This is a genomic window from [Phormidium] sp. LEGE 05292, from assembly GCF_015207735.1.
In the GTDB taxonomy this organism is placed as follows: Bacteria; Cyanobacteriota; Cyanobacteriia; order Cyanobacteriales; family Aerosakkonemataceae; genus Floridanema.
The window spans coordinates 1-14,721 of record NZ_JADEWG010000150.1 but is presented as its reverse complement, the minus strand read 5'-3'; the positions used below and the strand labels follow the sequence as shown (position 1 = coordinate 14,721).

Below are 14,721 nucleotides of genomic sequence, written 5' to 3'. Positions count from 1 at the left end.
CGGTATTGTCTTTGCATTTGTTGCAAATTTGTTTGGTGTATATCAATACGTTGATGATGCAGCGAATTTTGTCGGAAAAAGATTGGTTAAAGTTGATGCACAGAGATGATTTTCGCGCTCTCACTCCACTGACTTGGGGGCATATTAATCCTTATGGGACTTTCCGTTTGGATTTGGATGAGCGATTGTTGATTGACCAGGTGGCTTCTTAACCGAGAAAGAAATATCCTCTCAAACCCTTACCAGGCATGGGTTTCACTTGCTACTTTGCGGCTGGTGTCAGCTTCGCTATTTCTGGGCCTGTTTGGCTCTTGGTAGAGTCCAAGCTGGGTCAGGTGGCGTACCTGGAATCCAGCAAGCTGGACAAAATTGCTTTTTATGCACCTCTTCTACGGGCAATCCCGAACAAACAGCATCTAAATATTCCTCTGGGATAGACAATGCCACTGCCAATCCCTTCTTGGTCTTCTGATTTAAGCGATTAGTCTTGCCTCTCTCTAACTTCCCCAAACTCTGCAAGTGAATACCAGCGGCGGTCGCCACCTGTTGTTGTGATAACTTCATGCTGTTTCGCAATCGTCTGATGTAATTATCGAGCGTTTCATCGGGTTGGGGAGCTTTAGCAGCGGTCAAAGTATACATAAATATATGTCTATTTAGGTGGATGTTTAGTATTCAAACTAGAGATATAAATCTTAGTATATTTAATAGACTAAAGCCCATTGACTTTAACTTTAGCTCGACTAGCCAGACAATTTTTAGACCGACCAGAACTATCGCCAAGTACGCAGCGTTCCTACGAATTTACTTTAATGCCGCTGCTTGCAGAGTATGGTGCTGTACCTGTGGAGATGTTTACCCGTCCAATACTGGTAGATTACTTAAACAGGCTGTCAGCTAATTTGGCTATTACTACTCATCATCGCCATCAAGCTATTATCCAGGCGTTATTTAATTATGCGATTGAGACTGGTGAGCTCACCAGCAATCCGCTCGCTGGTTTAAAGCCACGCCCACCAAACAAAGACAAAGGAGAACACCACACAGAGCTAACTATTCGCTATTTGAGCGACCAACAACTCACCCAAGTCTATGAATTGGTTGCTTCTGATGCTAGAATGCACGCTATCGTCCGGTTGTTGCATCGGACGGGAGCCAGAATTGGTGAGTTGCTGGCTGTAGATTTAGCTCAAGTAGATATCAGTAGCCGGAAATTCCCCGTAGTGGGTAAAGGTAATAAGTACCGATGGTGTTTTTATAGTGAAGACGCTGCTATCGCCCTCAATGATTACATTAAATTTTATCGAGAGCCGAGCCATCCTGCATTATTTACAGCACAAAATCAGTTGACCAAGCAAGTGACACGCTTATCCTATCGAAGAGTACATACTTGCTGGAGCTGGCTCGTTGCCCAGCATCCTCTCCTCAAAGGAATTCGTCTCCACGACTTACGTCATACTTTCGCCACTGAACGAGTCGGGCTTATGGGGATAGAAGAACTACGCGCTTTAATGGGTCACGCGGATATTCACACTACATTACTATATCAAAAAGTTACATCTCATCGAGCAGAATTGGTGGCTCAAAAAACTTTAAATATTTTAACAAAAACTATTAATTAAACCATAAATAATTATTTACTATTTATATCTATTATCAGTCGCTTTTTCCAACTAAATTCAGGCTACCGGAGAGTACTAGGAGTACTCTGCTGCCATCAACCGAGTTAATACTACAAAACTCCCACCTTTGACTCACAACATTGTCTGAAATCCTCTGTGGGTAAGGTTTACAGCCTTAGCGTACATTTTCGTTCCATTGCTACTCGTAGGCGTGCTTCCAGTCCAATCACCGTTTGATGTAATAAGACATGGTTGAGCACACTTCCCAAAGCATACTTAGTTCCCTCATCTTGAGCAGCCACTTCTACTGCTTCACTGATAGCAATACCCAAACTACCCGTGCTGTTGGGATGTTCTGCTAAAATCGCTCTCCCCGCTTGAGTTTCATCACTCGGACTGGCAACTACTCTGGCTCCGTAAGACTCCATCAATGCTCGACGATAGGGTTTTTGGTTGTAACTCACTTTCACCATGTAAACCAAAACTTCCAGCCCAAACAATGCTCCAGCAAATGCTAGAGAAGAACCCCACTGTCCGGCTCCGGTTTCTGTTGTCAAACGCTTTACCCCTGCTTGTTTGTTGTAGTATGCCTGAGCAACGGCAGTATTTGGTTTGTGACTTCCGGCTGGGCTGACTCCTTCGTACTTGTAGTAGATTTTGGCTGGCGTGTCCAGGGCTTTTTCTAGACGACGTGCGCGATATAGTGGTGTAGGTCGCCATTGACGGTAGATAGACTGCACTTCGCCGGGAATCTCAATCCAACGTTCTTGGCTGACTTCCTGTTCAATCAAACTCATGGGAAATAAGGGAGCCAAGTCATCGCCAGTAATGGGTTGTCCTGTACCTGGATGGAGAACGGGGGGTAGTGGTGTGGGTAAGTCTGCCTGAATGTTATACCAGGCTGTGGGCATTTGGTTTTCTGTTAACAGGTATTTAATTGTTTCCATTTCTGATTTTTGCTTATCTTAGAAGTTTCTATTGTCCCCGATTGTTCCACTCTGAGAAAACCTTTTTTTAGATTATTTTACGTCAGCATAAATTTTGCATAATCTACCCTGTTTGGGGAGATGGAGAAGCGTTAGTACCGATCGAGCATTATGTGCTAATGTTTCCGGTTGTGATTATTATCGGACTTTTTCCTCTAATAGCCGATTTTTTGCTACTTGATTTGGTAACTGAAGCTGTTGATTCCAAGTTGATTCTGAAGGGAAAACTCTAGAAGAATTAGGTAGCAATTTTACCATTGGGGAACCCATTTGGTTTTCCCTATTACTTCGACCATAAGCTACAATTACTTCTGGGATCTCTTGGCAAAATTTATCAGGTAAGCAGCGCAGATCGTCCACAGCTAAATAAATGCTTTTTACTTCTTCTCGTCTTGATAATGTAGAAAGAGAAAGCACTTCTATCGGGTCAGTTGCTATCACTGCTCTTTCTATTAATTCACTTTCTTGTCCACCCACTACCACCCAAAAACAACCTGCTTTTCGATGAGTACCAGCAACAATTTCTCTCCTCTCATCTGTTCCCATACAAGTTGCTCCAGTAATGTGATGATTTTCTTCAATCAAACGGTTTAAAAAGATAATATTGGCATGATTATCAGCATAAATTATGCCTTTTTCATGCAGCGAATTCACTATTTCAGGAGACAGCTTTTTTGTTTTAGTCAAATACGAATATACTCGTTGCCATTGATTATCATCCGGTACAGGTGGCACAAACTTACAAGAAATTTCTTTCTCAAGAATAGCTGATATTTTTGTTTGAGCATATTCCACCGCCGCTGATAATATTTCACTTGGTTCAAACCGTTCTTGCATCCATTCTATTGTTCGCTCAAAATTGTAATTATTAGCTTGCATTATCAGAGATATTGCACCATAACCCTCTCGCTTTTCCTCACTCCAATAAAACTGATTATCGTCAATTTTGATAATACTTTTACCTCGTCTCCAAATACCTGCTTTTTTTGGCATCGAATCAAAACCCAATTCCCAAGCTACTACTTCTAAATTAGGTTTTTGTTGAGCTAGAAGAAGGCGCTCTAATTTTTGTCTTTCTCGTTCGCTGGATATAGCTTTTGAGCGTGATTTTTCATTTTCTTCTAACAACCACTGACGATGAACTAACTGGTGATTAATGATGTCTAAATGAGGTGTTAAGAGTGCGATCGCTTTTTCCCTATAAGCACCAGTATTTTCTCCCATTACAGGTACAGGTAACAACTTTTCTAAATTTAATTCTAACCCATCTTGATTAACAGCTTGATAATATTGCTTAACTCTTTTATGTTTAGCTTTAGAACCTTTAATCCCTCGTTCTATTCCCAACTTAGCCACAGCAGCAGCATAACTATCTTGAATTTTAGATAAATTATTTCTTGAACCACCAAAAGGAGTTTGATAATAACTCAATTTTCCATTTTCAGCCAGAGGTATCCATAAACAATGAATATGAGGAGAAGCTTCATCTAAATGCAAAGTAGTTTGAAGAATATTATCTTTGAGTTGCTCTTTTAACCATTGATTACTAACTTCTTGCCAAACTTCTAAGCGTTGAATATCCCATTCACCATAAGAGTGAGTCGAGTCAGGACGAAAGTATTCAGCCGAAACTCCCAAAACAATTTCTACTGCAACTACCGCATTTTTTCTAATTTTTTGCTCCCCCACTTTCTGGAAAGCTAAATTCACCACACCATTACTCGTTCCCTCACCAGCAAGTAAAACTACTCCCCGTGAAGCATCAGCATTAATTGGAGAAAAACTTCTGATATCGTGACTTGCTGCTACACCAAGAGAATGCCAACTTTTCAGTTTTTTAATTCTTAGTATTGCTTGTGGTGTCATGTTCTATATTCACAGTAATTATTTCTCCATTTTTACTTTTGACGAAGTAAGTAAACGTCTGACGAAAGCATTTACTATCAGAACAGGAAACTTGATCTGGTGGCAACTTTGAATTAATCGTAATTTCTGGAGAACGAGTATATAAACGAGAAAGATTCGATTGTCCGCTAATTATGAAATACATTACTACAATAGTTGGCGTAAATAGATATGCCATAGTATTCAATATACTAGAGAAATTATTTAAGCCAACTTTCGATTTTGGTTGTTGCACCAAATTGGTAACTTCTCTTTCTAAATAACTTTGCTCGGGAAATCTATCAAAAATTAAGTCTAATTCCGTTCCTAAATGAGTTCCCAACATTTCAATAGGTTTCCACTCAGTATGAATAGGAAACCCTTTCAAATTCATTTGTTTAATAAACCTTTCAATTTCCCATGCTTTTTCTCCCAACCCACTAAACTCAATACTGTATTCAATTCCTTTGTAACTTTCTCTTAACTTGAATAGAGGGACAAAATCTGGGTATCTCCATTGAGCTTCTTCTTCTCGCTCAATAACTGTTTCCCACAGAGAAAAAAATGGATTTTCGTCTCTGTTAGTGCAGCTTAAATCTTTAATCTCTGTCATATCTGAGAACATTAACTGTTATCTATTCCATCCTGAATGATTACTCTACTTTGCACCATTTCCTTTCCGGTAGATTCTCAGACTACTTTCTTACTTAATTTGCTTATGTTTAAAGATGGAAACACTTTCTATCTTTCGGCATAGAGACGAGGTAAATCCGGTAATCCAGCACTGATTAAATCTAGATTTCTGGTAAAAATGTAGCCAGATTAGAAATAAAGCGGAAATATCACCTCAAACTTTCAATATTCTTTAAATATCTCTCTAAATTTCTGTCTAACTTGTTCAAACCTAAAATACGCCTAGTGAAAGACGATGATTCATCACAGCAAAGAATATTTTGGGAAAGCCACAGGAAAAAGCTGGGAACTAAAGCTAAAGAAAGGAGGTGTTTAATGTCTAAAGAAAACTCGATAACACCAGATGCAATCCTGGCATTAGATACTGGAGGTGAAGGAACTAAATTTATTTACTCTTTAATTTCTGGCGAAGCTTATAGCGGATTTATGGAACCAGAAGTCATTGAAATTCCTCAGTCTTCTCAAGAAGAATTTCAAAACTTAAAACTCTCAGTAGCCGAACCAGAAGATGCTTGCTGGGTAGGGTGGAATGGACAGTATCATGCTGTGGGATATTTAGCTAAAACTCAATTTTTAGCTAATGACAGATTAGCCGAATCTAAAGTAGAAGCTGCTTCCTCTAAAGCATTAGCAGCTATTTGGGTGATGGCTGCTAAATTAAAATTGAAAGAACGATTTAAGTTAGCAGTTAAATTAGTCCTACCTCCTGGTGAATTTGCGGCGCGGGAAACGCTACAAAATAAACTCTTATCTCAGGCGAAAAACTTCTCTACTCCTTCGGGGAAAATCTTCACCGAAATCGTTCACTTTCAATGTTTGCCAGAAGGTGCCGGAATATATTTAAATTACTTGGATGCCAATGAAAACGCACTCAAACGCAAAACTATTGCCTTTGTTATGTTAGGACATCGTAATGCTTCCGTGCTGGTTTCTCGACGTGGTGTACTGAAGGAAGGTTTAACTAGCAATTTGGGTTTTCAGCAGTTGGTACGTTCAGTTCAATACCGTTGTTCTCATCAAAATAGCGATCGCTTAACACCAAGCATAGCTCGTGCTGGCTGGGAAATCAATCTCACTGAATTATACCCCTTGGCATTTTCAAATAGCGAACCGGAACGGGCTAAAGAAGTAGAACAAATTGCTTTAGCAATTCAAAAATCTCAACCTGAATATTTTAACGCCTTGCAGTCTTGGCTGATTAATACAATCCCCTTTGACACTTCAGAAATTGTCTTTTGTGGCGGTACTGCTGATTACTTAAAACCTAAACTTTCTGAAGCATTTAATCGCTTTGACTTAACCTGGCACGCTAATACCAAAATTCCAAGAGAATTAGACAGTTACAATTTGGGTTTTCGACTATGTGATGTCTATGGATTGTATCGGTATTTGAAGCTTTTTACTAACAATCAAACAACAGTTAAATCCACAGGAGGACGTAGTGAGTAATTTAAAAGATTACAAGTTAAGATTGCGACTGGTTGCAGATACTAAAGATGATTTAGTAATGCGCTGGTTATCGAACTATGGTATTCCCGAACGCTACAAAGAATTTCTCATGCCTTGCTTAAAAGCTTGTTGGTTGCCTCGTGCTCTAATTGAAACCCAAGCAACACATCAAGAAATTCAACTTGCTGCCGCTGATGGGGTGCTGTGGTTAGAGCGTCAAATTGATTATCTCCGGCAATTAGGACAACTGCCAAATTACAACAGACAACCAGTAGTAATGTTTGGAAAACTCCCAAGTCAGAGTGCCACAACAGAAACCGAAAATGCTCCCGATATCTCAGATATTGAAACTGGATTTGGTACATGGAGTTGATGGGGAGGTGGGGAAGTGGGGAGATGGGGAGATGATTACAGCTTGAGAATGGAGAACTTTTTTGATATGCCAAGAACCAAGAAATTGCCCCAAGTGGAGCAAAAACAGTTGGAGGATAAGGAGACAAATATCGATCATCTTGTAGCAGGAGATTTGCCGCAATCACTTACCGAATCTACTACACCAGAAACATCAGAAGTTGGAGATACCACTGCTTTTGCTCATTTGGGAAAAAACTCTTACTCAGATTCCGTTGACAAACAACTGACTTACATTCACTTCTGGGGAGGAGAACGGGGTGGTGCGGGTAAATCCACCGGGAGTCGTGTGATGCTGCATTTTTTGCTTAACGTAGTTAAAGATAGTACATTTTATCTGGTAGAAACCGATCGCTCTAGACCAGATGTAAAAACCTACTATGGCGAACTATTAGGCAACCGCTGCGTTGATGCTTTCTTCAGCGAAGCCGAGTTTAAAAGTAATTCGGCAGACATCATCTTTGAAAAAGCCCTCCAAACAAATGTACTAGTCAATCTCCCGGCACAGATTGCCGTTCCCTTTGACGAATGGATTGAGCGCAACTGCTTGGCGGAAATGACTGCTGAAAAGAACATCAAAATGGTGATGTGGTTTGTTTGTTCCGGCGAAGAGGATAGCGTCGATTTATTCTTCCAATCTCTCGAAAAGTACGGCTGTTGGATGCAGCACGTCTTTGTCAGGAACGAAGGTGTTTGTCCCGATGAAGCAGTATGGCAGAGAATCGCTCAACTGCCCAAAATGAAACAAGCTCAGGAACAATACCATTTCCCTGTCATCAACCTGCCCAAATTCTACATGGCGGATAGAGATGCTCTGAAAACCAACCCCATGCCCTTTGAGCAAGCCTTGAAGCGAAATGACATTTTCACTGAACTCGGCAAAAAACGTACCCACAAGTTTCTTGACAAAGCTGCTAGCGAATTTAATAAGACTGGCTTATTCGATACCAACTATTGATTATGAATTTGTATAAAGGCTTGCATCTAGTGGGTGGTGAATTGCCCGGTGTGGGTAAGTCGGTGGTAGCTAAAGCGCTGGTTGATTTTTGTCGTAGTCAACAGTGGCAAACAGTAGCAGTGGAGGCGGATTTGTATGGGCAGAGTATTAAATTTTGTGACAATGCGATCGCTATTCCCTTATCTGCGCTTGATGGCGAGTTCGAGCGTGCCGATATTTTATTCGATTTGGCTGGTCGAGCATTGGTAATCGTCAACCTCCCACCCCGCTCAAAAAAAGACTTGGAGTATTGGCTTGATGTTAACAGCGTGTTGGATGCAGCTTCCGAACGTGGCATTCCGGTAGCCCATTGGTTTGTTAGCAATGGTGAAAATCAGAGTTTGGAGAGACTGCGAGAATCTATGACTAAGTATGGGGATAAAATGATTTACATCCTGCTGCTAAATGCCTATTTTTGCTCTTTTTCTGACAATTACGGTTATAGGGAAAACTGCTGGATGGAGGAAGCATTGAAATTGGGGACGCTGCGGTTGGTGGAATTTCCCAAACTTTATCCGGTGGACATGAAACGGTTGGAGAAAGTTGGAATGCTTTTTTCCCAAGCAATCCACAAACTTGAGTTCCCAGTTATGACGCGCTCGCGCTATTTCCAATTTGTGACTGCTTATACCAAGGAATTTTACTCAACGGGTTTGTTTGGCAAAGGGCCGCCATTACCTCAGCAGGTCGCAACTCATTGAGTGTAGAATTGCGATCGCATTTACCCACTCAACTAAGCAACATTCGATTGCTCATTTACAGAACCAGTTCTCGCGGCTAACGTCTGCACTGCCACTGCTACTATTTCAACCACTGCTTCTGTAGGAAGAGTTCGCACTTTAGACAATATCTGCTCTAAGGGTTCCTCCGATGGCAGTTCTCCTTTCACAAGGTATGTTTGCAGATCGGCAAGGCTCCAACCCTTCAATGTTGCCAACTTTTCTAAATTTTCCGTATCGGGCCAAGCCAAGCCGGACTCCCAAAAATTAACGCAGGAATTACTCACGCCCAATTGCTGGCAAAAACGGCGTTGAGAAGAAGAACCTCGTAATTCTTTTATGAAGGCTGCAAGTCGTTCGGCTTTGGTGGACATATCTATTATTTTACTTTTATTTGCTCGATCGGATAATTGCGCTTTCCTTGACTTAATAAGGTAAACTAAATATTGCTTGATACATTAAGCAAATTTGTTTATCCTGTCATACAAAAGGTGGTTAATCAAAAAATATAGCTCAGTTTGCGTCTACACCTAGTTTAGCTGCAATTGCCTTGTTTTGTGGATTGATCTACTTAATATTCAACAAATAAAGGCATTAAATCTCACCTCGATATTAAGAGATCTGCTTTAACCTCTACTGAATATCACTTCAGGCTACTCACTTTTAGTTAGTTAAGTTGCCAATATGTCTTTAGTTATGAAAATAAGGAATTCGAGGAAACTTAACTGGCTATACATTGACCGAGTGTTTGCTCGATCAGCCCCAGTGTTTTGTGACCACTGAAGCTAATCTACCTGAGTCGGAACATAACGGTTAACCTAGTTAGCCCCTCGCTCAAGAAAAATAAAAAGCTACTTACATTGTGTCTTACAAGGTAAAAAAAGTCTTGAGCAAATAAGTTAAAAAAAGGTTCCGACTCCTGTAACCCTTACAACACAGGAGTTTCAAAAAATATGTCCGCATCTACTAATTTTGGCAAAAGATGCAGGGAAGGCGATCGCATTAACAAAACTACATACTTGCCACTTGGGGAAGGAGGTACTCCTAATGACCTCTAAAAATCGACTCATCCCCACCAACAAAACTCACACCTGCCCCATCTGTAACGACACCAGCGGCGACTGCCGAATCCATTCCCACCAAGAACTCATTCTCTGTCACAGCTTCATCGACCAAGATGCCCAAATCAACGATTGGCGTTACCTCCGCCCCAGTAAATGTGGCACCTGGGGCGTATATGTCACCGACAACGGCAAATATTACTCAACAGAACAAAGAACTCAACACCAACTCCAAAGACAACGCCAAAAACAACGCCAGCTAGCAGGCGCTTTACCCATCCCAGAAAGAGACAAAGGATTTCGTCAACTTAGTCATCACCTGAGCTTAACCACTCGCCATCGCCAGAAACTGCACTCTCGCAGCCTTAACGACCAACAAATCCAATCAGTAGGCTATTTCTCCATTTTTGCCCATCAAGAACTCCCCTGGGGCATTCCCATCAACTTTCCCGGCGTAGACCGAACTGGCACCAAACTGTGGATTAAACCAGAAAACCAAGGCATTGCCATCCCCATCCGCAACCAGCAAAATCAAATTATTGGCTGTCAGATTCGCCGCGATAGCGATGAAGGCCCACGTTACCTTTGGTTAGGAGGAGGTGATAAATCTTCTCGACTTCCCAACGGTGAAATGCCCTTGGGCTTCTGCCGTCCCCTCATTATCCAACCCATTCAACGTCAAAACGTTGGATTAGCCGAAGGATTCCTCAAATCTCAGATTGCCGCCTTTTTTTTGGGACAAATCATTCTTGGTGCAGCCGGAGGACAATTTGAACAATCTCCCCAACAACTGAAACAATATTTAACATCAGCCGGAGTCCAACTAGGAGATTACATCGACATTTACCCCGATGCAGGCGATATCTTAAACCGCCATGTTATGAATCGCTGGCAAAAACTAGTTAACCTCCTGAATAACTGGGGCTACCTCGTTCAATTCGCCTGGTGGGGACAAATTAGCAAAGAAGCTTGTGATATTGACGAACTACAGGGCGAAGATTTAGCTAGTATTCAATACATCAGCGCCACTCAATTCTTTGCTCTTTCCCAAGAATTAAGAGGAGAAACTGATTTAAAAACTGACGAACAAATTCGCCGACAACGCTATTTAGAAGAAATCTCCCTTACCTATAAACAACTTACTACCCTTACTTATCAACCAAACTTAGAACTAAATCAAGAATATCTTCCAGATGATTTGTGGGAAAAACTTCCCTCTCAAGGTATTGTAGCCATTAACTCTCGTAAAGGTTCCGGCAAATCCAAAGCCATCTTAAAACCACTCATCAGTCATTTCAAACAATTAGGAAAGCGCGTTTTATCCATTGTCCCTAGAGTAGTTCTAGGTCGAGAACAATGCGTTAAATTCGATTTACTGTGGGTTGATGAACTTGGTGAAACTCAATCTTCACAACTGCGACAATTAGGAGGTGCAGTTTGTTGGGATTCCTTACTTAAATTATTCGAGCAACACTGGGATGTTATCATTATTGATGAAGCCCGGATGGGATTTAAACATTTATTAACAGCGAATACTGCCGTCAAACAACAAAGACCGCAAATTCTTCATGCTTTTAGTTTATTAATCGAAAGAGTATTGAGTAATAAGGGAGCAGTAGTTCTTTGTGATGCTGATTTAAGTAATCCCGAATTAGACTATATTAAATCCTTAGCCCCAAACAATACTCCCACTTATATTGTAGTCAATCATCATCGCGGTACTCCCCGACAATTTATTCTTTACAAAGGCGAACATAGTAAACCAGAAGTAGAACGCCAAATTTATGCTCATATCGAACGAATAATTAATCTTGATGACTCAGATTCAGAACGAGAACCAATCATTATTACCGCCGACTCTCAAAGTGAATTAGAAGCGATAGAACGAGAATTAATAGATGCTTTTCCCCAACTTAAAACCCTGATTATTCGCATTGATGGCAAAACCTCCGAAGAAGAATGGGCTAAAAATTTTGTTGCTGAAATTAACCAAGAAATTCATCGACTTAAACCTTTAGTATTATTATATTCTCCCAGCATGGCAGTTGGTGTTAGTATTGAAATTGATTGGTTTAAACAGATATTTGCTTTATATTCTGGAGTCTTAGAACCTTGTGAATTTAGACAACAATTAGCTAGAAATAGACAAAATATTCCTATTATCCTTTGGAGTGCTAATCAGAATAATCAATTTACTGGATGCAGTTCCCCACTACCCAGAGTTATTAAAAGTACCCTATCCAGAAATATTAAAGACTGCCAACAAGAAGATATTTTACAATTAGCTTATGAATTAGCCAGAGAAGAATCTGAGGGAGATTTAAGTAAATTCCAACAAGTGTTCCAGAAAATTTGGAACAATGGTAATTGGAACAATCCTCATTTAGAATTGTGGGTGAAAATCCAAGCGAGGATTAATTATTCTAAACCTCATTGCGGGGAAAATATTCAACTTGAATTAAGGGAAAGGGAAAATGCTTTAATTACTTCCTGTGTCGGTGAAAAAAGTGGGTTTGGAACACGCATTACTAGACAGAAAAAACAAATCAAACAGGAATTAGCTACACTTTTGAGTACCGGGGCTAATTCCCGAATGACTCTGGAAGAAGCCCAAGAAATTAAGCGAAATCCTCAAGCTAAATTTGCACAACGAATGCTCGCTGATGGAGTATTATTGCGTGAATATTTACCAGGGGTTAATCTCACCCCTGAATTCATTTATAAATACAAAATCTCTAATCCTCATTGGCTAACATCTCAATTTCTTTATTGGTTGGCTACTCACCCGCATGAGTGTAAAATTTTAGATTCTCGTAAGTGGAAATCTCATGGCTTTAAGTGGATGTCAGGAGAAGTCTTTTTACCAGATCTGAGACCGAAAATTATCCAGGCTCAGTTGCTGGTAGAATTGGGAATTATTGATTTGATTGGGCAGGAAGAGAATTTTTCTAAAAATTCACTGCTGATTCAGGAGATAATGAGACGGGCGATGGAAAAGAGCGATCGTCTCAAACGTTATTTTAATTTGAAAGTAACTTCTTCAACTGACCCGATTAGCTTTGTTGGTAAACTGTTGTCCAAAGCTGGAGTCAGTAGTAAAAAAGTTTATAGTGATGGCAAAGTTCGTTATTATACTGTCTCTGGTCGGAACCAACCAGAAAGATTAGCGGTACTATTAGCTTGGAATCAGAAATATTGGGATTTGCAACCAGAGTCAGCAAAACAAGCTTTTCTTCAGTTAAATGCTTGTTCTCTGACTAATAAAGATGAAGCTTTAGTTTCTCCCCAAAAGTTAGCTGTTGAGCTTCCTTCACCTCAAACTTCCGAGAAAAACAATAATAAATTTCTCTCTCCTAAAGATGACCCAGCTATTAAATGGTTACTAGATTTGTTAGCCGACTTGGAAATAGATTTAGAATTCCATCCCCGTTTTTACTCCGAGGATTTGGTTGATTCCTTTGCTTTAGCTGAATTATTGTCACAGGGATGCCAAGAAAGATTGATGGAAATTTGTCCTGATTATTGGGATAGGGTAGTTCATGCACTTGGTAAGGTCAGTGAATTTTTAGGTGACTCATCAGAAGAATTAGGAGATGATATCAAGGAGCAGCACATCAATCCACCACCTCAGCATTATTATCTTAAATGGCTCAAAAGCCTGTTAACGGATTTAGAAGCTACTCCCTCTCCTCATCCTAGATTTGACTCAAGTGAGAAATTAGCTGATTTGTTAACCCAAGCTAACTTACTGGCAACTCATTGCTCTAGTGAACTGTTAAAAGCTTGTCCTGACTACTGGGAACGGTGTTCTCAAGCAGCAGCGGAACTAGTCAAGTTACTACCTGACTCTACAGTTCTCGACTTTAGTCCACAGGAAGTTAACGCCTGTGTTCATCGTTTGAAAGCGGCTATTGAGTACGGCACTACTTGGGTAAAAATCGTCCTCAAACCTTGGCAAACTACCCAACGTCGGGCTATAGTCCAAGCGTTAGGAACTGTAGCACAATCCGCTGTCTTACGTTTAACTCAGATCTTTCCTGATTGGTTAACTTGGGGCTATCAGTTCTGATTGGCTGTTATTCATTGGAGCAATAGGTCGTTTTGGATTATTCAATAACCTTTCAAAAGCTTGCTGTTGATGATGTTCATCTAACCAAGCATGGTAAGTTTGGATATGTATCGCTACCGAATGCCCCATTTGCTTCGCCGCTAACGACACCTCCAGTCCATACTCCATACTTCTGATTGCCCAAGCGTGACGCAAATCGTAAGGACGAAACTCCATTCCCTGTCGGCGAAAATATTACGACACTCTTTGCCCCAACTCCTTATTATTCCTCCCCGTACACCCTGGCACTTTCACATCCATCAACTGCCAATATTCCACCGATTCAGGATGTAGAGGCCAAACTCTCCTTTCCCCAGTCTTACCCTCCATCACCCGCAACACCCCTGCTTGTCTGGGAAACTGTTCTAAATCCAAGTGAAACACTTCATGGGGTCTGAGTCCGTAAGTTGCCAACATCCCAAAACACCACTGCCACTGCGAATTAGTAATTTTGTCTCTCCAAGTGGCGATCGCTTCATCACTAGGTAGCTCTCGTTTACTTACTTTCGTGGGCGAATAATTTCCACTAAACCTTTTCACATCGAAATTAAAGTTAGCTATTTCCACTAATTTAGCCAAAGCTAAACAAGTTTTCTGCCGCATTCTTGTATCTGGATTTGTCGTTTTAATTGCTGAAATTATAATTTCCTTTGATAGTAACTCTGGTTCTTCCGTACTTACTGTGCTAAATTATTAGGGAAGTGCCAGAACAATAAAGCTCTTAATTCAAAATTGCGGAAATTCCTAAAGCCAAATCCACAACGTTTGAGTAATTTCAATTTATTATTAAT

Annotated in this window: 15 protein-coding genes; 7 read left to right on the top strand and 8 right to left on the bottom strand. The window is 40.6% G+C overall.

The annotated features are described in order from the left end of the window. A partial coding sequence (locus IQ264_RS26765; protein ID WP_193984655.1) for a Tn3 family transposase occupies nucleotides 1-212 on the top strand: 212 nt, incomplete at its 5' end. Nucleotides 213-288: 76 nt separating this feature from the next. Here the strand turns inward: IQ264_RS26765 and IQ264_RS26760 are convergent. Then, a complete protein-coding gene (locus tag IQ264_RS26760) occupies nucleotides 289-642 on the bottom strand; it encodes a helix-turn-helix domain-containing protein (RefSeq protein ID WP_193984653.1) in 354 nt (117 codons plus the stop codon). A gap of 80 nt (nucleotides 643-722) precedes the next feature. Here IQ264_RS26760 and IQ264_RS26755 point away from each other — a divergent pair, with 80 nt between their 5' ends. Continuing rightward, a complete protein-coding gene (locus tag IQ264_RS26755; protein WP_193984651.1) occupies nucleotides 723-1,622 on the top strand; it encodes a tyrosine-type recombinase/integrase in 900 nt (299 codons plus the stop codon). 167 nt (nucleotides 1,623-1,789) lie between these two features. On the opposite strand, the gene IQ264_RS26750 is transcribed toward IQ264_RS26755, so the two are convergent. The 3 genes from IQ264_RS26750 to IQ264_RS26740 all read right to left on the bottom strand — a co-directional run bounded on the left by IQ264_RS26750 (nucleotide 1,790) and on the right by IQ264_RS26740 (nucleotide 5,117). Further along, nucleotides 1,790-2,569: a TrpB-like pyridoxal phosphate-dependent enzyme gene (locus IQ264_RS26750; RefSeq protein WP_228061841.1), complete on the bottom strand. Its 780-nt coding sequence runs from the start codon at nucleotides 2,567-2,569 to the stop codon at nucleotides 1,790-1,792. A gap of 177 nt (nucleotides 2,570-2,746) precedes the next feature. Continuing rightward, complete coding sequence (gene mobV, locus IQ264_RS26745; RefSeq protein ID WP_193984649.1) at nucleotides 2,747-4,474, bottom strand: MobV family relaxase; 1,728 nt, start codon at nucleotides 4,472-4,474, stop codon at nucleotides 2,747-2,749. Further along, a complete protein-coding gene (locus IQ264_RS26740) occupies nucleotides 4,446-5,117 on the bottom strand; it encodes a hypothetical protein (RefSeq protein ID WP_193984647.1) in 672 nt (223 codons plus the stop codon). The genes mobV and IQ264_RS26740 overlap by 29 nt, the downstream gene beginning before the upstream one ends. A 383-nt stretch (nucleotides 5,118-5,500) precedes the next feature. Between IQ264_RS26740 and IQ264_RS26735 the strand changes: the two genes are divergently transcribed. The 4 genes from IQ264_RS26735 (at nucleotide 5,501) to IQ264_RS26720 (ending at nucleotide 8,743) form a co-directional block, all read left to right on the top strand. Then, nucleotides 5,501-6,634 carry a ParM/StbA family protein gene (locus IQ264_RS26735; protein ID WP_193984645.1) on the top strand — a complete coding sequence of 378 codons (1,134 nt, stop codon included), beginning with the start codon at nucleotides 5,501-5,503 and terminating at the stop codon, nucleotides 6,632-6,634. Then, the gene (locus tag IQ264_RS26730) at nucleotides 6,627-7,007 is read left to right on the top strand and encodes a hypothetical protein (protein ID WP_193984643.1); all 381 of its coding nucleotides are present in this window, start codon (nucleotides 6,627-6,629) and stop codon (nucleotides 7,005-7,007) included. The genes IQ264_RS26735 and IQ264_RS26730 overlap by 8 nt, the downstream gene beginning before the upstream one ends. Before the next feature lie 66 nt (nucleotides 7,008-7,073). Further along, on the top strand, nucleotides 7,074-8,003 hold the full coding sequence (locus IQ264_RS26725) for a mobilization protein (RefSeq protein ID WP_193984641.1): 930 nt from the start codon (nucleotides 7,074-7,076) through the stop codon (nucleotides 8,001-8,003). 2 nt (nucleotides 8,004-8,005) lie between these two features. Continuing rightward, on the top strand, nucleotides 8,006-8,743 hold the full coding sequence (locus IQ264_RS26720; RefSeq protein ID WP_193984639.1) for a hypothetical protein: 738 nt from the start codon (nucleotides 8,006-8,008) through the stop codon (nucleotides 8,741-8,743). 32 nt (nucleotides 8,744-8,775) lie between these two features. Here IQ264_RS26720 and IQ264_RS26715 read toward each other — a convergent pair whose 3' ends face one another. Then, entirely contained in the window at nucleotides 8,776-9,135 is a 360-nt protein-coding gene (locus IQ264_RS26715; protein WP_193984637.1) for a helix-turn-helix domain-containing protein, read from the bottom strand. A gap of 673 nt (nucleotides 9,136-9,808) precedes the next feature. Between IQ264_RS26715 and IQ264_RS26710 the strand changes: the two genes are divergently transcribed. Continuing rightward, nucleotides 9,809-13,891: a plasmid replication protein, CyRepA1 family gene (locus IQ264_RS26710; protein ID WP_193984635.1), complete on the top strand. Its 4,083-nt coding sequence runs from the start codon at nucleotides 9,809-9,811 to the stop codon at nucleotides 13,889-13,891. On the opposite strand, the gene IQ264_RS26705 is transcribed toward IQ264_RS26710, so the two are convergent. The 3 genes from IQ264_RS26705 to IQ264_RS26695 form a co-directional block, all read right to left on the bottom strand. After that, nucleotides 13,868-14,107 (bottom strand): hypothetical protein, encoded by a 240-nt coding sequence (locus IQ264_RS26705; RefSeq protein ID WP_193984633.1) that lies wholly within the window; start codon nucleotides 14,105-14,107, stop codon nucleotides 13,868-13,870. The two genes, IQ264_RS26710 and IQ264_RS26705, sit on opposite strands and share 24 nt — an antisense overlap. 18 nt (nucleotides 14,108-14,125) lie before the next feature. After that, nucleotides 14,126-14,533, bottom strand: a complete 408-nt coding sequence (locus tag IQ264_RS26700) for a hypothetical protein (protein ID WP_193984631.1) — start codon at nucleotides 14,531-14,533, stop codon at nucleotides 14,126-14,128. Between the two features lie 74 nt (nucleotides 14,534-14,607). Then, nucleotides 14,608-14,721 carry a transposase gene (locus IQ264_RS26695; RefSeq protein WP_413470325.1) on the bottom strand — a complete coding sequence of 38 codons (114 nt, stop codon included), beginning with the start codon at nucleotides 14,719-14,721 and terminating at the stop codon, nucleotides 14,608-14,610.